The following is a 21,635-nucleotide window of genomic DNA, read 5'->3' as shown; positions in this document are numbered from 1 at the left end:
GTCACTCGCCCGTGTCTCCGATTGCAGCGGCGGGTTAATTCCGATAAATATACTCGGGAATTCGGCGCGTCGAGTCTCCATGCGCCGCAGATCGGAAAAAGTGATAAGACAGATGATCGCAGCCAAGCCTCTCCCCCTCGCCCGATCGCCTCGGCACGACCCATCAACCCTGAGCGCCTTTGGCGCAGCGGCAGCCGCGATCCTGAACGAGCTGCGCTGCGTTGCCTTGAGGTGCCGCACGGCGCGACGTACGGACCTCTTCGAAGCCTGCGCCGTTCTGTCCCAAACGCCCAATGTGGCGCGCACCGCCTATGCGGAGGCGCTCATGAAGAGCTTGGCGCAAGCGCTTGGCGCGGCACCGGTTTTGCTGCGCCCCGGTGTGGCCGAAGTCTCGTTCGACGAGGCCTGGCTGTTGCGTACGATCATCGCGGCACAGGCCGACGATCGGAGCAGCTTTCTCTTCCTGATCCGCTCGCGCGTGCCCCATGCGGCGCGGCGCAACCTTGGCTTTCTGATCCTGTCGGTGTCCGAGCGTTTCGGTCGGATTTAGAATTGTTCTAATTTGCTATTGGACTTTCGCCGGGCTGCGTTAAATAAGAGCTATCGCCAGCCAGCCCGCATGCCAGCCAGCCGATGATTCAATTGGGAGACCGTAGAATGACACAGACTGCCATCGCGCTGTCCACGGACGCACAATCGCAGATCGTCGAAGCACTGAACCAATCGGTGGCCGAAACCGCCGTCACGACGATGCTGGCACAGAACTTTCACTGGAACGTCACCGGCATGGCGTTTGGGCCGCTGCATGACCTGTTCCAGAAGATCTATGAAGACCACTTCGTTGCGCAGGACGATCTGGCCGAGCGGATCAAGGCGCTGGAGGGCCACGCCGAGGGCACGTTGGCAGGCATGATCAAACGCTCGAAGGTGAGCGAGCATGACGGGCACGCCTCCGACAAAGACATGCTGAAGATGATGCTGGAGGCGCAGGAGACCCTCGCCAAGACACTGGCGGGCTGCGGTGAGCTGGCGGCCGAGCACGGCGACACGCTGACGGAGGATCTCTGCATCGCGCGCGGTCAGGAACACGAAAAATTCGCATGGTTCCTGAGGGCGCACCTGCGCTGAGCGGTACTCCTGTCCAGACGAGCCGCCTTCCGGGGCGGCTTGTTCGCTCTCAGTCCAGCGGCCTGGCATTTCCGAACGGTGGCGCAAGCACCATGCGTTCGGCGCAGAGGCTCTTGTCCGCAAAAGACGCATCGATTCGGCAGGCGCCGATCACCATATCGTAACGTTCGACCGCGTCGCACGGCGCGTTCGGCGTTTCGAACGTAGCGGTGGCCGAGGCGCCAGGCGCGACGTTGAAGAAGGACGCACCCTTCGAACGGCCCACCTGCGCGCCGTCAATTTAGTTCAGGAAGAAGGCGTTGATCTCGGTCAGCGGGGCGTCGCTCTCATTGGTGAGCGCAACGGTGATCGTGCAGTAGTAATCGCGCTTTCCGGTCGCGGCGATCTCCAGCCGGTACTCCGCCAACGCTGGCGTCGCCAGCATCAGCAAAGCCGTCGCGGTGAGCAGCCTCATGCCGCGTCACGCACGGCGGCAACCGGTTTGGCTTTCTTCTTCAAGCACTTGCGCAAGTACTGGGGCACCCAATGCTTGTAACGGCCCAGACTCTTCTGCTGCGCCACCAGCATCTGGACAAAGGCCTGCCGATGGCTCTCTTTCTTGAGCGTCTTGAACATCGACTTCTGCGCCTTGGTCATCGAGCAACCGATGCAATGGCCTTGGCGCTTGAACTTGCAGACGTCAATACAGGGGCTGGGTGTTTTGCTCATGCGACCTCTCGCTGGGATCGGGCGAAGCGGTGCCCCGCCCCACCGTCCATGTAGGATGCGTTTTTCGTTACTGGAAGACCGCCTCCGGATCGTCAAGGCTGTCAGAGCCCTCGAAGGCGATCTGCGCCACACCGAGCGCATCGACCGCGCGCTCAATCGAGCGGGTCTGATCGATCAGCGCCTCGACCGCGCCCATGATCAGCGCCTCGCCCTTTTCGTTGCCACGCTCGAGCATCATGTCATAGGCAAAGCCGGCCTCGGCGGCGGCCTTCATCTCCGCCATCTCGAGCACTGTGGCATTGAGCTTCGCGGTCAGCTCGGCATCGACACCCGCATCCGCCGCAGCCACCAGCGCCGAAAGCGAGGGTCCCGAGGTGACAGTGCCGTCGATGCCGGTGTAACTGCCGAGGTAGACGTTGCGGATGCCCACGACATCATAGAAATGGCTGTTGTGGGTGTTGTCCGAGAAGCAATCGTGCTCTTCCTCGGGATCGTTCAGCAGCACGCCGAGCTTCATCCGCTCGCCCGCCTGCTCGCCATAGCTGAGCGAGCCCATACCGGTCAGGATCGCAGCGATGCCTGCGTTTTCGTCTGCGATGAGTTGGGAGCGGGCTGCACCGCCCTCCTGCCATTGCGCCGCCATCCACTCCAGATCGGAGACCAGAAGATCGGTCGCCGCCTTGAGGTACGCGCCGCGGCGGTCGCAGTTCCCGCCCGTGCAGGCTTCGCCTTGCGCGTAATCCGTCCAGGGACGGGTGCCTGCACCGGGGCCATGACCGTTCAGGTCCTGCCCCCAGAGAAGAAATTCGATGGCGTGATAGCCGGTGGCCACGTTGCTTTCGACCTCATCGGCCTCGTGCAGCACCTCTTCGAGCAGCGCGGGCGTGATCTCTGACGCATCCACCGTCTCGCCTGAGAGCGTGAAGGACGGGGTCGCGATCACGTTCAACACCGCGTATTCATTCTCGTCCGTGGCCCCGCCGTAGGTGGCATCCACATAGTCGATCAGCCCCTCGTCCAGCGGCCAGGCGTTCACCTTGCCCTCCCAATCATCGACGATGGCGTTGCCGAAGCGGTAGACCTCGGTTTGCTGATAGGGCACGCGGGCGGCGATCCACGCCTCTTTAGCCGCTTGCAGCGCCTTTGCCGACGGCGCCGCGATGAGCGCGTTCACCGCCCCTTGCAGCGTCTGTGCCGTCAGCAGGCTGTCGGTGTATTTCGCCGCCGCGATATCGGCATAGGTATCGAGAACGGCTGCTTTGTCCGCCAGCGCCGGGGCCGCGATCAGCATCGTTGTGCCCAAGGCCGCTGCAAGTTTTGTCGTCATGGGGTGCTGTCCCTCTTTCTCAAGCGCTAGTGAAGTCTGATGACGTTGTCCGCGCGCGCAGCCCGATCAGCGAGGCGCGCGCGGGTGATGGATTTGCGCGCGCAGCCCACCTGCGCGGCGAGAAGGGCGACCCGTTCTGCCTGCGCGGCCGTGACCAGCAGCGTGGCGACCTGCGCCGCCTCGCCCAGATCACCCTCGCTCGCCACGCGCACCAGATGGGCAAAGACCCCTTCGTCGGCGCCGATGCAGGCGCAGCCGACACTGTGCCGGACCAGCGGACGATGCGCGTAGTGGGCAACGGTCGAGACGAGCTCCTCGAAGGCCCGCATCTCGCCTGTCGCCTTTCCCTTCGGCAGGGTCATGGCAAATTCGTTCCAGACCCTGGCCTGCCCGTCCGGGGTGCTGCACCAGAGGCGCAGGGTCACGATCAGGTCGGCCTCCCACGGCTCCAGGTGCATGAGGACACCGACGGACGCGCCGCCGCGGTTCTGAGCGTTCGGCATCATTTTGTCAGGATCAGCTTGCCCGCGCGGGTAATGCGCAAGAAATAGGGTTGCCCGTCGAGCACCAGCCGCGCCTGTACACCGCTCACGATCAGGTCGCGAACGTCATAGGTGACGATGTCGGCGGCGGCACTGTCGCCGGGATCCATGCGGGTGGGTTGGGCCATGGCGTTCATGGTCTCGCCTCGATCCGGTCCAGCAGTGCTTCCAGCCGATGATCGGGCGCGACAAGGCTATGAAGCGCCGATTGCAGGATCTCGATGCGGCAGGGGCGGACGGGTTTCTGGGATACGTCGGGGACAGGGCGGTGCTGCATGGTGGCCTCCAGTGGACTGTATGGCTCCGGGCTGCCCTCTCGGGTGGCTGGGACTCTCCCTGAATTGTTGACCATTAAAGTCGGATAAGTCAATCCCGACAAAAACACTTGGCTTCTTTTTTCTCACATCCACCGAGCTCTCCGTAACCCCAAAAAAAAGAAGGGGCGCGCGACCCCGCAACGCCCCTGTCCAGTCTTCGGGGAACGCGTTTATTTCCAACCGACCTCATTGAAGATCTTCTGGGCCACCGGAACATTCTTGGCCACGGCGGAGAGATCGACGTCATCAGCCTTGTATTCACCGAGCTCTGCGACGCTTTCGCTGATCGGCACGCCGGGGACGGCCGGGAACTCATCGTTGCCAGCCGAGAAATACTGCTGCGCCTGATCGGAGGCGAGATACTCAAGGAAGGCGATCGCATTGTCGCGGTTGGGTGCATGGGCCGCCACACCGCCACCCGAGAGGTTCATATGCGCCCCTTCAGCCTCCTGCGCGGGGAAAACCCAGCCGATCTTGTCGAGATCGGAGGAGAGGCCATCCACATCCTTCCGGATCGCGCGCGCGAAGTAATAGGTGTTGGAGATAGAGATGTCGCACTGGCCGGAGACCAGTCCGCGCAGCTGGTCGGTGTCTCCGCCCTCGGGATCACGCGCGAAGTTGTCGACAACCCCCTGCGCCCAAGTCTTCGCCGCCTCTTCGCCGTGGTTCTCGATGACCGCCGCCAAGAGCGTCTGGCTGTAGACGTTGGACGAGGAGCGATGACAGACCATGCCCTTGTAGGCCGGATCGGCCAGCGAGACGTAGTCCATGGGTGGCTCCGTCACATCGGCCTTGTCATAGAAGATGATCCGCGCACGCTGCGAGAAGCCGAACCAATGGTTGTCGCTGTCCTGGAGATTGGCGGGGATACGCTCTTCCAGCAGGGCGCTTTCGATGGGCTGAAGAACACCTGCGTCCTTGGCGCGCTCCAGCCGCGAGGTGTCTACGGTCAGCAGAACGTCGGCCGGAGAATTCGCCCCTTCCGCCTGCATCCGCGTGATCAGCTCGTCGGCATTGCCTTCGATCCGGTTGATGGTGATGCCCGTGGCTTCGGTAAAGTCCGAGTAGAGGCGTTCGTCGGTGTCATAGTGACGCGAGGAGTAGAGGTTCAGCTCGCCGTTGGCCTGCGCGAGCGATGCGGTGCTGATCGCGGTCGTGGTGACCAGCGCGCAGAGCGTGAATCTGGATGGTGTCGGCATAGGTGTCTCCCAAAGGCTAATCCTTATTGTTTTACTCAATTACCGATTCCAGAGCAGAAGGCAATATTGTTGATAAAAATAATTGGGTATTTCGCGCCGTTTCTGATCATTGTCATCCCCCAAGCGAAATCTGGCCATGGAGCCGAGATTGTCGCGTCGCTTCATCAGCGGAGGCGCACGACCTTTGCCTGTCTTCACCGCGTAACTTGGAACAGCTCTGTCGGCCCCCGCGCAGTACAGGCGGCGCCACCAACCGCTGGGTCGGAGTGTGGTGACGTGGGTCAAGAGCATTATACAATATATTGACCTGACTATATTTTTAGCTCTTTCGTTCGTCTTTCATGCAGAGTGGGTGCGGACGAGCCGGAAATGAAACTTTTCAAAGTGAGACGGAGGAGCGTCACTGACCTGCCAAGCTGAAGTTGAATTCTGTGCGCAAAGCGGGCGCACAAAAACTCAGATGGCTCCGGGAGGCTCACATGAAGCTCACGACGTTCGCGGCGGCGGCGACCAGTACCATGTTCTCCACATCCATGGCGACTGCCGAAGACACACCTTTGGTCAGGTCGATCATGACGTCGCTGGTTGATGAAGTCGTTCAGAACTGCCGACCGGCGCCGAGTCGCAGGCGGCGGAACGTGCCGACTGCGGGCTGCACACGGCTGGCATGCAGAACGAGACCGACCTCGAAAACCAGATCAACGCGGTTGAGAATTTCATCACGCACGGCATTGACGCGATCGTCTTGGCCCCTGCGGATCAGCGCCAACACATCGCTGGTCGATCTGGCGCTGTCTCGCGGCGGGGGCTGCCGTGGTTCGGCAAAGGGCGGGAGAGGGCCGCGCGAAGTGGCGCGCCGCTGGGTCTGACGTACGTCAGGCTGTCAGACCCAGCGGCAAGCCCCTCCGCGGGCAACCGACAGAAAGTCGTGCTGGCCAAATGGCTGGCCAAAACGCCGAAGATCCTACTGACCGATGAGCCTAACCGCGGCGTTGACCTGGGCGCCTTCATCATCGGGATGCGCGCCAACGGGCTGATCCTGATCGGGCTCAGCGGCGTCGTGCGGCAGATGATCGCCGGGCGGGTGGTCGTGATTGCCGTGATCCTCGACAACTATCGTGCTAAGTACTCGGTATCATGAATGACATCGTCGTCGTCGGCAGCATCAATATCGACCTGACCAGCCATCTGCCCCGCTGGCCGCAGGTCGGTGAGACGATCACCGCCACCCGCACGGAAATGGGTCTCGGCGGCAAGGGGGCCAACCAAGCGGTGGCCGCGGCCCGGCTTGGCGCATCCGTTGGTCTCATTGGCGCCGTGGGTGCGGACGCCTTTGGCCAGCAGGCACTACGCACGCTGGGGGACGCCAATCTGACGCTGGCGATCGAGACGCAGGCAGCGGCCCCGACGGGCCTGGCGGTCATCGATGTGGGCCCGGACGGCGACAACACGATCCGTCTTTCGCCCGGGGCGAATGCGACGCTGACACCCGAGACCATCCTGCGCCACGCGCCGCTGATTGCAAAGTCCAAGGTCCTTCTGCTGCAGAATGAAACCCCCCTTGCCGCCTCGCTCCGCGCGGCCCGGATCGCGCGCCGCCATGGGGTGACCGTGGTCATGGATCCCGCCCCCGCACCGCAGCTCATGTGGGACAGGCAGACGCTGGAGGCCTTCGACATCCTGACGCCCAATGCCCAGGAAGCAGCACTGATCGCCGGCGCGGCCCCGACCGGTCTGCAGGCCGCCGAGATGACAGCATCCGCGCTCACCGCGATGGGTCCGCGCGGCGCAATCGTGACCATGGGCGCGGCGGGCGTGGGCTGGCAGATCGGGACGACCTCTGGCCGCCGGCCCGCACCAAAGGTGCCCACGGTCGATACGGTCGCGGCGGGTGATTGCTTCAACGGCGCGCTGGCGGTCTTTCTCGCGCAGGGCTGCCCGCCCGATCAGGCGGTCGAACTGGCGGTGGATGCCGCGGCCCTGTCGACCACCCGCGCCGGGGCGTCAGTGGCCGCACCGCAGCTGTCAGACCTGCTGGCCTTTCGGCTGGAACAGGCCGCCCCTCCTGTCACAACCCATTGACAGAAAACCAAAGAGCCGGACAAACGCAGGCCGATGCAAACCACTGAGGACCCCTGCCGACTGTCAGGGATGCAGCGCGGCAAGCGCGCGTGTCCGTGGGCACTGTCTCAAAGGTTCGGTCGAGCAATACCGCCGTGAAGACCGCGCTGCGCGAGCGGGTGCTGAAAGCGGCCTTTGATCTGAACGATCGACCGAACATGGCGGCGCGGGCGGGAGTGTCCGTCGACATGCGCGAGGGGGTTTTTTGACCATGAAGGCGGAGACCAGACGGCGCGGAGCCTGCTTGCCGCCCCGACCGAGCAGCGCCCGACGGCCATTGCGACGGCGAGCGACCAGATGGCCGTCGGGATGCCGCGCGCCGCGCGGGACATGGAGATCGCCCGTGCCCGACGTGCTGTCGGGTGTGGGACTCGACGACATCGCGCTGGTGGTGCCACGGCTGACCACCATCGTGCAGCCGACAGAGCTTTTGGCCAAGGAAGCTGTCCGCCGGGGGCTTACGGCGGAGGATGCGCTCATTCGGGGGAGCTGGCCATTCGCGGATCGACCGCTGCCGCGTGACGGGCGCAGAGAGGCGCCGCCAAAGCACCCCAAGCCCGGCAGCGCCGGTCGCGAAAGGCTTGCAGCAGATTGCCGGCCAAACGTGTTCCAGATCACAGACGCGGCTTCAAAGCTGAGCTACGGAGAAGCGGCCGATCGCCCAAATTCGTTGCTTTTCCAAGGGGTACGGTAGTAACAACTGTAGTTAACGAACGCATCGTAGTTTCGTCCGAGGCCCTTGCCCTGGCGCAGTCGAACCGCCCAAGGGGAGATTTGGGTCGCGACTGTAGGAAGTTTGAAATGGCTGATGAAACTACAAATGTTGTCACATGGCGCCCGATGGGTCTGGAAGACATTCCGCGGATTTCGGACTGGTTCTGGAGCTTTACGGATGCCGCACTTTTCGACCGGAGCCTTCCGGTACCGATCAGCGTCGATGCCCTGAGGGAGACCTGGCGGGACTCGATTGTCCAGAAGTCTCAGCCCGGCGCCTTCTGGTTCATGGCCGAGGATGAGGGCGCACCGATCGGGATCGCGGGGCTGGAGACGGTGAATTACATTCAGGGGGACGCGGTGTTGCCGTTCTTTGTGACAGAAAGCTTTCGCAAGCGTGGCTTGGCCACGGCGATGACGGTGGCGATGCTGGATCTGGCGTTCAAGCGCCTGCGGCTGCATCGCGTCACCACCTTCTACCGCTCTGACAATGACGCCACGGCGCGGGTGCTGGAGAAATTCGGATTTGCCGAAGAGGGCCGTTTCCGGGAGGCCTGGTTTGTCGAAGGCCATCGCAAGGATACGGTGATTGCCGGCATTTTAGGCACGGAATGGATTGCAACTCGGGAAAAGGTCATCGAAGATATCGCCGCGTCCTGCAATCTCACCTTCTCGCCAACCTGCTGGAAAGAACCTCTTGGCTGATACTGCGAAAATACCCGAGGCACGCGAGCACTTGAGACGTCGCCTGGTCGCGATCGTCTTTGCGGATGTCGCCAACTTCAGCTCGATGATGAGTGTGGATGAAGTGCGCACCACGATCTCGGTGACCAACCGGCTGGAGAAGTTTCGCGAGGCGATCAAGTCCTACTCGGGTGAATTCAAGGGATCGGCCGGCGACAGCGCCTTTATGCTTTTCGAAAGCGCCGTCGATGCGGTGACCTTCGCGGTCGAGATGCAAAAGGCGCTGGAGGAGGAAAACGAGGATCTGCCGCAGAGCGAGCAGATCCACTTCCGCTTCGGCATCAACCTCGGCGAAGTGCTGATCAGCGGCAACGAGATCACGGGCGAAAGCATCAATATCGCCGCCCGAATCGAATCCTTCGCCGCCCCCGGTCAGGTGTGCATCTCGGGCGCGGCCTATGACCATGTCTGCACCAAGCTGAAGTACGGCTACGAATACCTGGGCGGGCAGGATTTCAAGAACATCGGGCGGACCATCGACGTCTTCCAGGTGCATGAGAACCCCACCACAGCCGCGATGACGCCGGGGCTGCGGCGCAATCTGGAGAACTCCGCAGAGTTCAAGGAACGCCCGATTGCCAACCAGTCCATCGTCGTCCTGCCTTTCGGCTTTCAAGGCAGCGACCTGGGAGATCAATGGTTTGCCGACGGTCTGACCGAGGATGTGACGACGAATCTGTCACGGTTCCAGGAGTTCTTCGTGATCGCCCGCGGCTCGGCCAATATGTATGCTGACCGGTCGAAATCACCGGCGCAGGCGGCACGGGAGCTCGGCGTGCGCTATGCGGTGGACGGCACCGTGCGCAAGGCCGGCTCGCGCATTCGCATCACGCTGCAATTGCTCGATGCCTTGCAGGACCGGACGATCTGGGGCGAGCAGTACAACCGCGATGTCGAAGATATCTTCGATCTGCAGGATGAAATTACCCAGATCATCGTGACTGCAACCGCAGCCCGCATCGAGGCGACCGAGCGGGAGCGGATGCGTCTGCTGCCGCCCGCGAACCTCATGGCCTATGGCTTCGTGCTGAAAGGGCACCGGCATGTGCTGAAGTACACGCAGCCCGAGGTCCGGCACGCCCGCCAACTCTATGAAAACGCCATCGGCAGCGATGCGCGCTATGCCCGCGCCTATGCGGCAAAGTCACGAACCTTCAATCTCGACTGGCGCTATGACTGGGCGGAAAAACCGGATGTGGCGCTGGACGATGCACTCAGCTTTGCGCGCGAGGCGATTGACCTCGATGAAGCGGATGCGCGCGGCTTTGGCGAGCTGGGCTTTGCGCATCTCTACCGCAAGGAGCACGACCCGGCGATCAACGCCTACACGCGTGCGCTAAAGCTCAATCCAAACGACGCCGATTTGATGTCCGACATGGCCGATGCGCTTGCGCATATGGGCCGGTCGGAGGAGGCGGTGGAGCTTTTGCAGAAGGCGATGCGGCTGAATCCCTTCTATCCGGATCAGTACATCTGGCACCTCGGCGGCGCGTACTTCAATCTCAAGCGCTATGAGGACGCGATCAGCACCATCCAGAAGATGCAGAACCCCACCGAGGGCCGGCGCATCCTGGCCGCAAGCTATGCGCATCTGGGCCGCATCAAAGAGGCGCGGGCGCAGGCAGATCTGGTACGCGAGGCGCACCCGAACTTCTCTGTCGACCGCTGGGCGGCCGTTCAGCCGGACAAGTTCGAAGACGATGTCCAGCATTTCCTTGACGGGATGAAGCGCGCGGGCCTCTGACGGCCCGCGGCTCTGGCTTAATCGCTCGCGTCGCCGCGCGCGCCGCTGATGCGGGCACCCGAAATCCGAGCGCCCGACACGCGCGCGCCGGAGACACGGGCGCCTGACACGCGCGCACCCGAAACACGGGCACCCGAGACACCACCGACGCCTTCTGCGGCTGCCGCCAGCAGCACATCTTCGAACTTGCCCTGATCCACGTCCAGGCGGACGGTGTCCGTGGACTTGTCCACGATCCAGGCGCGCAGGTCCGCAAAGAACTTCTTGTCCCGCGGGTTCGGGCCAGGCACCGGCACCGCATCCGCCTTTTCGCTGTTGTCCTTCACCGTGAAGAGCACAGGTGTCGCCAGTTCCATGTAGATGCCGTCGTAGGTGAACCCGTAAATGCGGGCAAGCAGCGTGTCGTCCTTGAAGGCCAAGGTCTTTTTGTCGTCACCGCTCCTTGAAACGATGGCGAGATCATCGACCTCACGCCCGAACAGCACGATCTTTGAGGAGGTATAAATCGTTTCTTTCATAATGGTTATCCTTCCGCGAGGGAAAACAGCCCCTCATACTGTCGCTACGCCGTTGTTAGCCCATTCCACGATTTCAGTCTATCGGAAGCATCGTCCGAACCGAATTTGCGTGGCTGTCTTTGCCCAAAGGCGCAAGCTGCGGCCCCACCTCGACAAGGCCGATGTCACGCAGGTGAAAGTTGCCCCGGATGATCCGCTCGAACCGACCGCCGGTATGGGCCTGATCGACGTGCAGAAAGGCCTCTGCCACGTCCACGAAATTCAGATCCTGACGGCTGAGCAACTGCCAGGTGTCCGCGAGGTAGGTGCCGAGAATGTCGCGGGCGTCCAGCAGCGCCAGCTTGAATGTCTCCGGGTGATCGGCATAGGCCTCGTCGAACATCTCCTGCATCACCGGAGCGTAAGCATGCGTCGCCAGCAGTTGATCGGATAGGTCTTCCATCTCGGGCGAGATCGCATCGTAGTCGAGCAGCATCTCGTGGAAGATATCGACAAGGATGTCGAAGAAGGCACCAGTCAGCGGCTGCGCCAGATGGTGTTCCTTGACCCATCCTTCCGCAAACTCGCTTAGCCGCTTGTCGTTTGCCGCAATCCGGATCTGCTTGTTGTCCGACAGCTCCGCGATCCGGTTGACCGCATTCAGCATGTAGAGATTGCCGCGCGTGTTGTTGAGCAGCAGATCGACAAGCGAATTGAAATGCAACGACGAGATCAGCGCGACGAGATCGGCCGCACTTTCGTGAAACCCGAAGTACTCGCCGGTCACGTTTCGTGGGTCGGGCACGCCGATCTCGGAATAGATGATCGCATGACCGACCTCATGGGCGATCACGTCGAAATTCAGCGCGAAGGGTCTTGGTTTGCCGGTGCTGAGATCCGCCCCCATCTCGATGAATCCGTATCCGGAATAGGCGTTGTCGAGCGAATGCAGGATCGTCAGCTCCTGCCGGTCATAGCTCTTCTCGCCCTGCCAGGGGATCGTCCGGTCGAAATAATCCTCCCAGATGTCCATCACGAAGCGCACCGTGCCAAAGAGATGCGCCGTCTCGAACTGCGGCGTGCCCGGCTCCAGATAGTCGAAATGGCCCTCTGCATCCGGCATCGCGGGCGCCTCGACCTCGCCGGTCCAGGGCGGCGCCAGCGCATCGGAGCCATCGGGCGAGATGCCGTAGGGCTGCGCCTTGCCGATCGGGAAGATCGTGTACATCCGATCATCCGACGGGCCGGGCCTGAGCGAGCCTGCAGGCGACGAGACCTCGATCACCTCCGGCTCGGCAAAGGCATCGAGAAATCCGGGCTGCGGGAACAGTTTGAACCGCGTTCCTTGCATGGCTGTTACCCCTCACCAAACACCGTGGGTCATGGCTAGCGCAGATTGGCCCGTGCGTCTATTCATCAAAGAGCGAGGCGCCGGCCCTGACGCGGTCGCCCCATTGGTGCCTCTCGCGTGCGACTGAAGCCCGCTGCCGCCAGATCTTTGTCGCCTCATGCCAGAGCGCGGACTCTTCGAAATGCACATCCGGCTGCGGGTCTTCGAAGGCCCCGGCCGCAAGGTGCTTCATCAGGAGGGCTGCGTCCTCTTGCTTCTGATCCACCTCGTTTTTCAAAACCCAGTCGCGCAGAGTTGCGCTTTCGTCCGCGAGAATCGAGGCCCAAGTCCGCGTCTTGTAGAACTGCGCCTTGGCCCGGGCCACGAGACGGGCGGCCCCATCGCCATCCACCACGCCCGCGGTCTCAGCTGCAGCAAGCGTCGCGCGGACGTTCACCATCGCAAGGCTCAGTGCCGGATATCCCATCTCGGCCGGGCCATGCAGGAGTGCCACCTCATCGTCATCCTCCAGCGCCCCGTCCCGATAGCCGTCGTAGATCGCGCCCACGCCGACCATGCCGAAGACATCCATTTCGGCCGCTCGCAAGGCCCCCATGCTCGCCGCCCCCAGCACCGGGATGCTGCGTGTCAGCGCCCAAAGGATCTCCTTGTGCCAGACCGCCGGCATCCCTTCGAAGAAACCGTCAACAACGGCGATGGCGCGCGGGCTCTCAAGAGCTGCGAGGTAGATATCGCCCTGCTGAACCGGCGCGCGCAGGCTGATGTGATCCGGGAGCCCGTCGGTCAGGCCGGCCAGAGAGGGCCCGGCAAAGAGGATTGTCCGGCTCATATCGCCAGGCGATCCGCAGCGGCCAGGGCGCGCGGACCGGGCACATAGGCAACGTCATCATGCGGTGCTTCCAGCCCCGGTATGATCACGCGCACCACGGGGATGCGAAAGGGATCCCGCGTGAGATCGACAACACATATCTCTTCGGTACCAATTGATTGCAGCTTGTTCTTCAACCAGTCAAGATCCTCTCCGACGGTCGTATTGATCACGCCTGTTGTCTGCCCGAAGGTGCGCTGGGGGTCGGATGCCTGCAAGAGATCGGCGAACTCGGCTGCTTTGGCGGCGCGCCCCTCGGCGCTGTATTCGTCATGGAACAGATCTTCACGTGCGCCCGAGATGTAGTTCAGCCGCGTCTGGGCGGCCTCGTTCAAGGTCCGATGCAGCGCGATGACGGGATCGGGGTGCGTGCCCGACCCCAAGCCGATGTGGTCGGCCTGCGCCTCTGGGTCGTGCAGAACGGCAACGAAGCTCGGCACGCCGGCATCGCTGGTCGCCTCCCAGATGGCACAGCGCAGTCCGGCGGCCTCGAACTTCGCCAGCGACTGCTGCAGAAGGCGGTCGTTGATTGTGCCCGGATCGAGCCGCGTCCGCGCGCGGCTGCGCAGAGGCGCGGCATGCCAAAGGGCCAGCGCATCGCGCTCTATCACCTCGCAGATGCCATGGCAGATCGCCTCCATCACGTGATTGCCGGAGGCGAGACCGTTGGTGCTGGCCGGGTATCTGCCCGCCTCGGCCGCAACCGGATAGGTGTAATCCGCATGCACCATCTCGAAGGGCACGAGTTTTTCGCAGTCGTTCAGGATGTCCTGCGCGATGACCCAATGCTGCCGTTCCGTGCGCGGCGGCTGCGGGTGCGGTGTGCCCGGCAGGCGGTCGAGATTGACGAAACTGTGCTCGGCCTCCAGGTCTGCGATACTGGCATAGAACACCGGCTGGTCCAGCCGCTCCGCGTGCCAGATCTCGATCGACTCCATCAGCGCCGAGGCCTTGGCGTGGGCCAGCGTCATCCCCTTGCCCTGCGACACGGCGATCGACCGGGCGTTCGGGCGAATGGCGATCACCACAGGCAGCCCTACCCTGTCCAACCCGGTCACATTGGCCAGCCGCGTGATCCCGAAGGCGCGTTGATGCGGCAGGATGCGCGTCAGCGTTTCCTCCGCGGCGCAGATGCGCTGGGACCCTCCAAGAAACTGCTTCTCGATATGCGATGTCAGATCCAAAACGCGGCCTTTCGATACTGCGATGCCCCGCGCCGATCATATCCCGTCCATCGGCGGAATGACCATATTTTCGCTCACGCTGCGGCCTGCTTGAGGTGATCTGTCAACATGGCTTGACCCGCGAAGCGCATTCTTTCTATGGTCAAACAGGAAATTTGCGCGCGCCAATTTTGACGGATGGCTTGACCAACCCACCGGCGCCGGCGCAGCGCAGGACCAGGCGCCGCAAGCCAGGATGAGGCATGAGCGACAAGAAGATCAAGAATATGGCCGAGTTTGCCAGCGTCAGCGGTATCTCGCGCCCGACAATCTCCAAATACTTCAACGATCCGGGCAGCGTGCGCGACACCATCCGCGAACGTATCGAGGCGGCGTTGGAGCAATACGACTACCGCCCCAACATCTATGCGATGAACCAGAACCGGCGGCTGACCAAGAATATCGGCATCGTCGTGCCCTATCTGGCCGACCCCTTCTTTACCGAGATCGCGCGCAAGATCGAGCGGCGCTGCATCGATGCTGGATTCTGGCCCACGCTCTTCAGCGCGCATGGCTCGCAGGATCTGGAGAACAGCATTCTTGACAGCCTGCGCTCGTTGAAGCCTGCGGGCGTCTTGCTCGCACCACTGGGCCGCGCGTCGGACAAGAGCGTGGTCGAGAAGTTCTGCCGCGACGTGCCCACTGTGCTGTTCGACAGCGATATCGAAGGCGTGGGCGCGGCCTTCGTCGGCTCGGACAACCACAGTTTTGTGGCGCAAAGCGTCGAATACCTGGTGCGCTCGGGCTCGGCGCCCTGCTTTTTCGAGATGCGCACCCCCGCGAACCCCAACGCGAACAAGCGCCGCAACGCCTATATCGGCATCATGGAAGGCATGGGGCTCACCCCCGAGGTCATCAAGGTGGAGGGCGAAGGCTGGGCCTTCGAAGAGATCGGGTATGAGGGCGCCATGCGGGTTCTTTCCGATGGGACGCTGCGCAGCAACACCGTTCTGTGCAGCAATGACCGGCTGGCCATCGGCTTTCTCGCCGCGGCCTTCGAAAAGGGCATCCGGGTCGGCCGCGACGAGGGCTGCCAGATGCGCGTCGCGGCCCATGACGACCACCCGTTCTCGCGCTTCACCTGCCCGTCGCTCACCACGGTGGCACATGACTATGAAGCGGTGTCGAATCACAGCGTCGAGGCCCTCTTCAACCTCATCGAGAGCGGCGGAACGCGGGATGCGCGGACCGAACGGCTCTTCCCGGCGCGGCTGATCCTGCGCACATCGGCTTGAATCTGCGCGCCTTTTGACGCGCGAAAAATATAAACTTGACGCGCGCAAATATTTTATTCATTTTCGGTGTCGGGAAATCCAAAGAACCAAAGGGAGGAATCGGATGCACCTGAGAACCGCATTTTGTGCGGTGAGCGCGCTTGCGCTTACTGCTGGGGCTGCCGTGGCGCAGGCCACCCTCACCATCGCGACCGTGAACAATGGCGACATGATCCGTATGCAGGGCTATACGGATCAATTCACCGCGGAAACGGGCATCGGGGTGGAGTGGGTCACGCTCGAGGAGAACGTGCTGCGCTCGCGTGTCACGACGGACATCACCACCAAGGGCGGTCAGTTCGACATCATGACCATCGGCATGTACGAAACCCCGATCTGGGGCGCAAACGGTTGGCTCGTGCCACTGGACGATCTGTCCGCGGAATATGATGCGGCTGACATCCTGCCCGCGATGGCGGGCGGTCTGAGCCATGATGGCACGCTCTACGCGGCACCCTTCTATGGCGAGAGCTCCATGGTCATGTACCGCACCGACCTGATGGAGAAGGCCGGGCTTGAGATGCCCGACGCGCCCACATGGGAGTTCATCCGTGAGGCGGCCGCAGCCATGACCGACCGGGATGCGGATATCAACGGCATCTGCCTGCGCGGCAAGGCTGGTTGGGGTGAAGGCGGGGCCTTCATCACCGCGATGTCCAACTCCTTCGGCGCGCGCTGGTTCGACATGGACTGGAATGCGCAGTTCGACACCGAAGCCTGGGCCAACACGCTCAATTTCTACAAGGGTATGATGGATGAATCCGGCCCTGCGGGCTACGCCACCAATGGCTTCAACGAGAACCTGAGCCTGTTCAACCAGGGCAAATGCGGCATGTGGATCGACGCCACCGTTGCCGCGTCCTTCGTGACCAACCCGGATTCGTCCGAAGTGGCGGACAGCGTCGGCTTTGCTCTGGCCCCTGACAATGGCCTGGGCAAACGCTCCAACTGGCTCTGGGCCTGGGCGCTGGCGGTTCCGGCCGGCACACAGCAAGAAGCGGAAGCCAAGCAGTTCATCGAGTGGGCCACCTCCAAGGACTACATCGAGCTTGTCGCTGAAAACGAGGGCTGGGCCAATGTGCCTCCCGGTGCGCGGACCTCTCTCTATGAGAATCCCGAGTACCAGAAGGTGCCCTTCGCCCAGATGACGCTCGACTCGATCCTCTCGGCGGATCCGAACGACTCCACCGTCGAGGAGAGCCCCTATGTGGGGATCCAGTTCGCAGCGATCCCGGAGTTCGCGGGTATCGCGACACAGGTGAGCCAGGAATTCTCGGCCGCCTACGCGGGCCAGCAGTCCGTGGAAGAGGCGCTTGAGAAAGCCCAGGCGATCACCAACGAAGCCATGGAGGCGGCGGGCTACCGGTAAGCCACGCCTCCCCTGAGGGCGGCCGCCAGTTGAGCCGCCCTCTGCCCCTCACGTATCTTTCAGGTGTAGATCCGCAATTCTGCAGCGCTGCCTGACCCTGGCCGCTGCGCACAGAGGAGACGTGTCCAATGGCCACCAAAGCTTCCCGATCCGCGGCCCGCGTGATGATGGCCCCCGCCGTCGTCCTGCTTCTGGGCTGGATGCTCGTCCCGCTGATCATGACATTGTGGTTCTCCTTCCGCACCTATTTGCCGCTGCGTGGCGGCGATCAGGGATGGACCGGGTTTGACAACTACGTCCGCTTTGTGACCTCCAGCTCCTTCTGGCCCGCGATCTCGACCACGCTGGTCCTGCTGATCGGCGTTCTGGCCATCACCATCATCTGCGGTGTCTTGCTCGCGATCCTTCTGGATCAGCCCATGTGGGGCCAGGGCGCCGTCCGCATCCTCGTGATTGCCCCGTTTTTCGTTATGCCCACCGTGTCGGCCCTGGTGTGGAAGAACATGTTCATGGATCCGACAAACGGCCTGCTGGCGCATCTGTGGCGCTTCTTCGGAGCCGACTCGGTCAGTTGGTTATCGGACGTTCCGATGCTCTCGCTGATCATGATCGTCAGCTGGCAGTGGCTGCCCTTCGCCACGCTGATCCTGCTGACCGCGATCCAGTCGCTCGACGGTGAGCAGATGGAGGCCGCCGAAATGGACGGCGCCTCGGTCCTGTCACGCTTCTTCTACATCGCCCTGCCCCATCTCAGCCGCGCGATCACCATCGTGATCCTGATCCAGACGATTTTCCTGCTGGCGATCTTCGCCGAGATCTTCGTGACAACCGGCGGCGCCTTCGGCACCCGCACTCTGTCCTACCTGATCTTCCAGCGCGTGCTGGAGAGCCAGAACATCGGGCTCGGCTCCGCCGGCGGCGTCTATGCCATCATCCTGGCCAATATCGTTGCCATCTTCCTGATGCGCATCGTCGGCAAGAACCTCGACTGAAAAAGGGAGGACGACGTTATGGCACGTGCGGTTACCAACCAACGCAAGGCGATCAACACCGCCGCGGCTTGGATCATCGGTCTGCTGATCTTCTTCCCGATCCTGTGGACCATTCTGACCAGCTTCAAAAGCGAGGCGCAGGCCATTGCAGACCCGCCGATTTTCCTCTTCTTCGACTGGACGACCGAGAACTATTCGACGGTGATGGAGCGGTCGAATTACGCGCGCTTCCTATGGAATTCGATCTTCATCGCAGGCGGCTCGACCATCCTGGGCCTGATCATCGCAGTGCCCGCGGCCTGGAGCATGGCCTTCGTCCCCTCCCGGCGCACCAAGGACATCCTGCTCTGGATGCTGTCGACGAAGATGCTGCCGGCGGTGGGCGTGCTCTATCCGATCTACCTGCTCTTCATCCAGTTCGGCCTCTTGGACAACGTCTATGGGCTGACGTTCGTGCTGATGCTGATCAACCTGCCGATCATTGTCTGGATGCTCTACACCTACTTCCGCGAAATTCCGGGAGAGATCCTGGAGGCCGCGCGGATGGACGGCGCCGGGCTGCGCGAAGAGATCTTCTTCGTGCTCACACCCATGGCCCTGCCGGGCATCGCCTCGACGCTGCTTCTGAACTTCATCCTGGCGTGGAACGAGGCGTTCTGGACGCTGAACCTGACCGCGGCCAAGGCGGCGCCGCTCACGGCCTTCATCGCCAGCTATTCGAGCCCCGAGGGCCTCTTCTATGCCAAGCTCTCGGCCGCCTCGACCATGGCGATTGCGCCGATCCTCATCCTGGGCTGGTTCAGCCAGAAACAACTCGTCCGCGGCCTGACGTTCGGCGCGGTCAAATAAGGAGCGACATCATGGGACAGATTACGCTTGAGAACGTGACCAAGAGTTTCGGCGAGACGCAGGTGATCCCGCCGCTGGATCTGGACATTCAGGATGGCGAGTTCACGGTCTTCGTCGGCCCCTCGGGCTGCGGAAAGTCAACGCTGCTGCGCCTGATCGCGGGGCTGGAGGATATCACCAGCGGCACGATCCGCATCGACGGGACGGACGCGACGGACATCCCCCCGGCCAAGCGCGGGCTTGCCATGGTGTTCCAGTCCTACGCGCTTTACCCGCATATGTCGGTGCGCAAGAACATCGCCTTTCCCATGCGCATGGCCGGGATCGACGCCGCCGAGCAGGAGCGGCGGATCGAACAGGCGGCCGCTGCGCTGAACCTCACCGACTACCTCGATCGCCGGCCCGGTCAGCTCTCGGGCGGGCAGCGGCAGCGGGTGGCGATTGGCCGCGCGATTGTGCGCGAACCGGCGGCGTTTCTCTTCGACGAGCCGCTGTCGAACCTCGATGCAGCACTGCGGGTCGGCATGCGGCTGGAGATCAGCGAGCTGCACAAGCGGCTGGCCACAACGATGATCTATGTGACCCACGACCAGGTCGAGGCGATGACCATGGCCGACAAGATCGTGGTGCTGCGCGCCGGCCATATCGAACAGGTGGGCTCGCCGCTGGAGCTCTATCGCAATCCGCGCAACACCTTCGTGGCGGGCTTCATCGGCTCGCCCAAGATGAACCTGATCGAGGGTGAAGAAGCGGCCCGCAACGATGCGCATACGCTGGGTATCCGGCCCGAGCATATCGACGTGTCGGCCACCGAGGGGGCCTGGCATGGCAAGGTCGGTGTGGCCGAACATCTGGGGTCGGACACCTTCTTCCATGTGCATGAGACGGGGCTTGCCGAGACGATCACAGTGCGGGCGCCGGGCGAGGTGAATTTCCGCCATGGCGACACCATCTACATGACACCCCGCAGCGAACAGCTGCATCGCTTCGGCGCAGACGGGCTGCGGATCGGATGAGCCGGGTGAGGGGCAATGGCGCGCCGATGACGAGAGCGGAGCAGGCTCGCTCGGCGCTCCGGATACGGTCTGGTGGGCGTGATGATCGGGCCCGCAGCTTGGATCGGACGAAATGACCGCGTTGGTCCGTCTGTCGAATGCCACCCTGGGGCAATTGCCGACGCGGGTGCGCGTGCCGCGCTATGACCGCGCGGCCCTGAGCCCCGGCATCGTGCATATCGGATTGGGCAATTTTCATCGGGCTCATCAGGCCTGGTATCAGCACCGGCTGTTCGATGCCGGGCTCTGCCACGACTGGGCCATCATAGGCGCCGGCGTCCGCCCGCAGGACGCTGTACAGCGCGACAAGTTGCTGGAGCAGGACTGCCTCACCACGCTGCTGGAGCTGGACCCGAAGAGCAGTTCCGCGGAAGTCACGGGCGCGATGATCGGATATGTCCCGGTCGAGCCGGGGCATGCAGCGCTCATTGCACAGATGGCCGACCCGGCGATCCGCATCGTCGCACTCACCGTGACCGAAGGCGGGTACTATACCGATCCGGCAAGCGGCGGCTTTGACACGGGCCACCCCGACATTCAGCATGACGCGGCCTACCCTGACACGCCGCGCACGGCCTTCGGTGCAATAATCGCCGCCCTGAAGCAACGCCGCGCCGCGGGGCACGGCGCGTTCACCGGACTTTGCTGTGACAATCTTCAGGGCAACGGCGATATTCTGCGGCGCACGGTGGTCTCGCTCGCCAATATGTCCGATCCCGAGCTGGGCGCCTGGATCGACCAGACCTGCAGCTTCCCCAATTCCATGGTGGATTGTATCGTCCCCGCCACAGGACCCAACGAGATCGCGCTGGTGCAGAGCTTCGGGATCGACGACCGCGCACCTGTCACGCATGAGCCGTTCCGGCAATGGGTGATCGAGGATGACTTTTGTGCGGGCCGCCCCGACTGGGACAAGGTGGGGGCCACCTTCACTGCCGATGTGCACAGCTACGAGTCGATGAAGATCCGCATCCTGAACGCGGGGCATCAGGTGCTGGCGAATGCAGGCGAGGTCCTCGGGCTCGAGACCATCGCCGATTGCATGGCTCACCCGCAGATCGCCGCCTTCTTCCGCAAGGTCCAGACCGAAGAGATCGCGCCCCATGTGGCGGCTGTGCCGGGCATGACGGCGATGAGCTACATCGGCCTGATCGAGCGGCGCTTTGCCAATCGCGCGATCGTCGACACCACCCGGCGCGTGGCCTTCGACGGCTCGTCCCGTCACACCGGGTTCGTGCTGCCGATCCTGCGCGACGGGCTGGCCGCTGATGCACCTGTCGAGGGGCTTGCTCTCGTCGAAGCGCTCTGGGCGCGGATGTGCGAGGGCACCCGCGAGAACGGATCGCTGATCGAGCCCAACGATCCGTTCTGGCCCCAGCTCAACACCGCCGCACGCGCGGCCAGGGTCCGCCCCTTGGCCTGGCTGGAACAGCGCCAGTTCTATGGCAGTCTTGCACAGAACCCGCGCTTTGCCATGGCGTTCGAACACTGGCTGAGCGCGCTCTGGGCCCGGGGCTGCGTGCATACTCTCGAAACTTACAGGCAGCACGGCAAACTGGCCGAGCAGGCTTAGGCGCACGCGGTGCGGACCGGCTTATCCGGTTGGTACCGCG

Annotated in this window: 26 protein-coding genes; 14 read left to right on the top strand and 12 right to left on the bottom strand. The window is 62.8% G+C overall.

Annotated features, from left to right (window positions below):
• Window positions 1-112: 112 nt before the first annotated feature.
• The gene (locus MUB52_RS15640; protein WP_263845173.1) at window positions 113-550 is read left to right on the top strand and encodes a hypothetical protein; all 438 of its coding nucleotides are present in this window, start codon (window positions 113-115) and stop codon (window positions 548-550) included.
• Window positions 551-657: 107 nt separating this feature from the next.
• Complete coding sequence (locus MUB52_RS15635; protein WP_263845172.1) at window positions 658-1,128, top strand: Dps family protein; 471 nt, start codon at window positions 658-660, stop codon at window positions 1,126-1,128.
• A gap of 49 nt (window positions 1,129-1,177) precedes the next feature.
• Here the strand turns inward: MUB52_RS15635 and MUB52_RS15630 are convergent, their stop codons facing one another.
• From MUB52_RS15630 to MUB52_RS15595, 8 genes are all read right to left on the bottom strand, one after another.
• A complete protein-coding gene (locus tag MUB52_RS15630; protein ID WP_263845171.1) occupies window positions 1,178-1,393 on the bottom strand; it encodes a hypothetical protein in 216 nt (71 codons plus the stop codon).
• Between the two features lie 15 nt (window positions 1,394-1,408).
• Window positions 1,409-1,582, bottom strand: a complete 174-nt coding sequence (locus tag MUB52_RS15625) for a hypothetical protein (protein WP_263845170.1) — start codon at window positions 1,580-1,582, stop codon at window positions 1,409-1,411.
• Window positions 1,579-1,836, bottom strand: coding sequence for a DUF1289 domain-containing protein (locus tag MUB52_RS15620; RefSeq protein WP_263845169.1), 258 nt, complete (start codon window positions 1,834-1,836; stop codon window positions 1,579-1,581). The genes MUB52_RS15625 and MUB52_RS15620 overlap by 4 nt, the downstream gene beginning before the upstream one ends.
• Before the next feature lie 67 nt (window positions 1,837-1,903).
• Window positions 1,904-3,163 (bottom strand): imelysin family protein, encoded by a 1,260-nt coding sequence (locus MUB52_RS15615; protein WP_263845168.1) that lies wholly within the window; start codon window positions 3,161-3,163, stop codon window positions 1,904-1,906.
• Between the two features lie 26 nt (window positions 3,164-3,189).
• Window positions 3,190-3,666 (bottom strand): hypothetical protein, encoded by a 477-nt coding sequence (locus tag MUB52_RS15610; RefSeq protein ID WP_263845167.1) that lies wholly within the window; start codon window positions 3,664-3,666, stop codon window positions 3,190-3,192.
• Window positions 3,666-3,842 (bottom strand): hemin uptake protein HemP, encoded by a 177-nt coding sequence (hemP, locus tag MUB52_RS15605; RefSeq protein WP_404818233.1) that lies wholly within the window; start codon window positions 3,840-3,842, stop codon window positions 3,666-3,668. The genes MUB52_RS15610 and hemP overlap by 1 nt, the downstream gene beginning before the upstream one ends.
• Entirely contained in the window at window positions 3,839-3,982 is a 144-nt protein-coding gene (locus tag MUB52_RS15600; RefSeq protein WP_263845166.1) for a hypothetical protein, read from the bottom strand. Before MUB52_RS15600 ends, hemP begins: the two co-directional genes overlap by 4 nt.
• Window positions 3,983-4,192: 210 nt before the next feature.
• Window positions 4,193-5,221 (bottom strand): extracellular solute-binding protein, encoded by a 1,029-nt coding sequence (locus MUB52_RS15595; protein ID WP_263845165.1) that lies wholly within the window; start codon window positions 5,219-5,221, stop codon window positions 4,193-4,195.
• Window positions 5,222-5,888: 667 nt separating this feature from the next.
• Here MUB52_RS15595 and MUB52_RS24005 point away from each other — a divergent pair.
• The 6 genes from MUB52_RS24005 (at window position 5,889) to MUB52_RS15565 (ending at window position 10,544) form a co-directional block, all read left to right on the top strand.
• Entirely contained in the window at window positions 5,889-6,362 is a 474-nt protein-coding gene (locus MUB52_RS24005) for a hypothetical protein (RefSeq protein WP_318527436.1), read from the top strand.
• On the top strand, window positions 6,359-7,303 hold the full coding sequence (locus tag MUB52_RS15585) for a ribokinase (protein WP_263845164.1): 945 nt from the start codon (window positions 6,359-6,361) through the stop codon (window positions 7,301-7,303). The genes MUB52_RS24005 and MUB52_RS15585 overlap by 4 nt, the downstream gene beginning before the upstream one ends.
• A 53-nt stretch (window positions 7,304-7,356) precedes the next feature.
• On the top strand, window positions 7,357-7,551 hold the full coding sequence (locus MUB52_RS15580; RefSeq protein ID WP_450103980.1) for a LacI family DNA-binding transcriptional regulator: 195 nt from the start codon (window positions 7,357-7,359) through the stop codon (window positions 7,549-7,551).
• A gap of 134 nt (window positions 7,552-7,685) precedes the next feature.
• A complete protein-coding gene (locus MUB52_RS15575; RefSeq protein WP_263845162.1) occupies window positions 7,686-8,036 on the top strand; it encodes a hypothetical protein in 351 nt (116 codons plus the stop codon).
• A 107-nt stretch (window positions 8,037-8,143) separates the two neighbouring features.
• Complete coding sequence (locus MUB52_RS15570; protein WP_263845161.1) at window positions 8,144-8,761, top strand: GNAT family N-acetyltransferase; 618 nt, start codon at window positions 8,144-8,146, stop codon at window positions 8,759-8,761.
• Window positions 8,762-8,792: 31 nt separating this feature from the next.
• Window positions 8,793-10,544, top strand: coding sequence for an adenylate/guanylate cyclase domain-containing protein (locus MUB52_RS15565; protein ID WP_263845160.1), 1,752 nt, complete (start codon window positions 8,793-8,795; stop codon window positions 10,542-10,544).
• A 17-nt stretch (window positions 10,545-10,561) separates the two neighbouring features.
• On the opposite strand, the gene MUB52_RS15560 is transcribed toward MUB52_RS15565, so the two are convergent.
• From MUB52_RS15560 to MUB52_RS15545, 4 genes are all read right to left on the bottom strand, one after another.
• Window positions 10,562-11,062 carry a hypothetical protein gene (locus MUB52_RS15560; RefSeq protein WP_263845159.1) on the bottom strand — a complete coding sequence of 167 codons (501 nt, stop codon included), beginning with the start codon at window positions 11,060-11,062 and terminating at the stop codon, window positions 10,562-10,564.
• A gap of 73 nt (window positions 11,063-11,135) precedes the next feature.
• Window positions 11,136-12,392, bottom strand: coding sequence for a gluzincin family metallopeptidase (locus tag MUB52_RS15555; protein WP_263845158.1), 1,257 nt, complete (start codon window positions 12,390-12,392; stop codon window positions 11,136-11,138).
• 58 nt (window positions 12,393-12,450) lie between these two features.
• A complete protein-coding gene (locus MUB52_RS15550; RefSeq protein ID WP_263845157.1) occupies window positions 12,451-13,221 on the bottom strand; it encodes a TfuA-like protein in 771 nt (256 codons plus the stop codon).
• Window positions 13,218-14,444 (bottom strand): YcaO-like family protein, encoded by a 1,227-nt coding sequence (locus MUB52_RS15545; protein ID WP_263845156.1) that lies wholly within the window; start codon window positions 14,442-14,444, stop codon window positions 13,218-13,220. The genes MUB52_RS15550 and MUB52_RS15545 overlap by 4 nt, the downstream gene beginning before the upstream one ends.
• A gap of 242 nt (window positions 14,445-14,686) precedes the next feature.
• Between MUB52_RS15545 and MUB52_RS15540 the strand changes: the two genes are divergently transcribed.
• The 6 genes from MUB52_RS15540 to MUB52_RS15515 all read left to right on the top strand — a co-directional run bounded on the left by MUB52_RS15540 (window position 14,687) and on the right by MUB52_RS15515 (window position 21,595).
• Complete coding sequence (locus MUB52_RS15540; RefSeq protein WP_263845155.1) at window positions 14,687-15,718, top strand: LacI family DNA-binding transcriptional regulator; 1,032 nt, start codon at window positions 14,687-14,689, stop codon at window positions 15,716-15,718.
• 103 nt (window positions 15,719-15,821) lie between these two features.
• Entirely contained in the window at window positions 15,822-17,126 is a 1,305-nt protein-coding gene (locus MUB52_RS15535) for an ABC transporter substrate-binding protein (protein WP_263845154.1), read from the top strand.
• Between the two features lie 128 nt (window positions 17,127-17,254).
• Window positions 17,255-18,118, top strand: coding sequence for a carbohydrate ABC transporter permease (locus MUB52_RS15530; protein ID WP_263845153.1), 864 nt, complete (start codon window positions 17,255-17,257; stop codon window positions 18,116-18,118).
• An 18-nt stretch (window positions 18,119-18,136) separates the two neighbouring features.
• Window positions 18,137-18,967, top strand: a complete 831-nt coding sequence (locus MUB52_RS15525) for a carbohydrate ABC transporter permease (RefSeq protein WP_263845152.1) — start codon at window positions 18,137-18,139, stop codon at window positions 18,965-18,967.
• An 11-nt stretch (window positions 18,968-18,978) separates the two neighbouring features.
• Complete coding sequence (locus MUB52_RS15520) at window positions 18,979-19,983, top strand: ABC transporter ATP-binding protein (RefSeq protein ID WP_263845151.1); 1,005 nt, start codon at window positions 18,979-18,981, stop codon at window positions 19,981-19,983.
• A 112-nt stretch (window positions 19,984-20,095) separates the two neighbouring features.
• Window positions 20,096-21,595, top strand: a complete 1,500-nt coding sequence (locus MUB52_RS15515) for a mannitol dehydrogenase family protein (protein WP_263845150.1) — start codon at window positions 20,096-20,098, stop codon at window positions 21,593-21,595.
• The last annotated feature ends 40 nt before the right edge of the window (window positions 21,596-21,635 follow it).

The sequence above is a fragment of the Roseobacter sinensis genome (assembly GCF_025755255.1).
Classification (GTDB): Bacteria; Pseudomonadota; Alphaproteobacteria; order Rhodobacterales; family Rhodobacteraceae; genus Roseobacter; species Roseobacter sinensis.
This window is presented reverse-complemented; position numbering and strand designations above follow the sequence as displayed.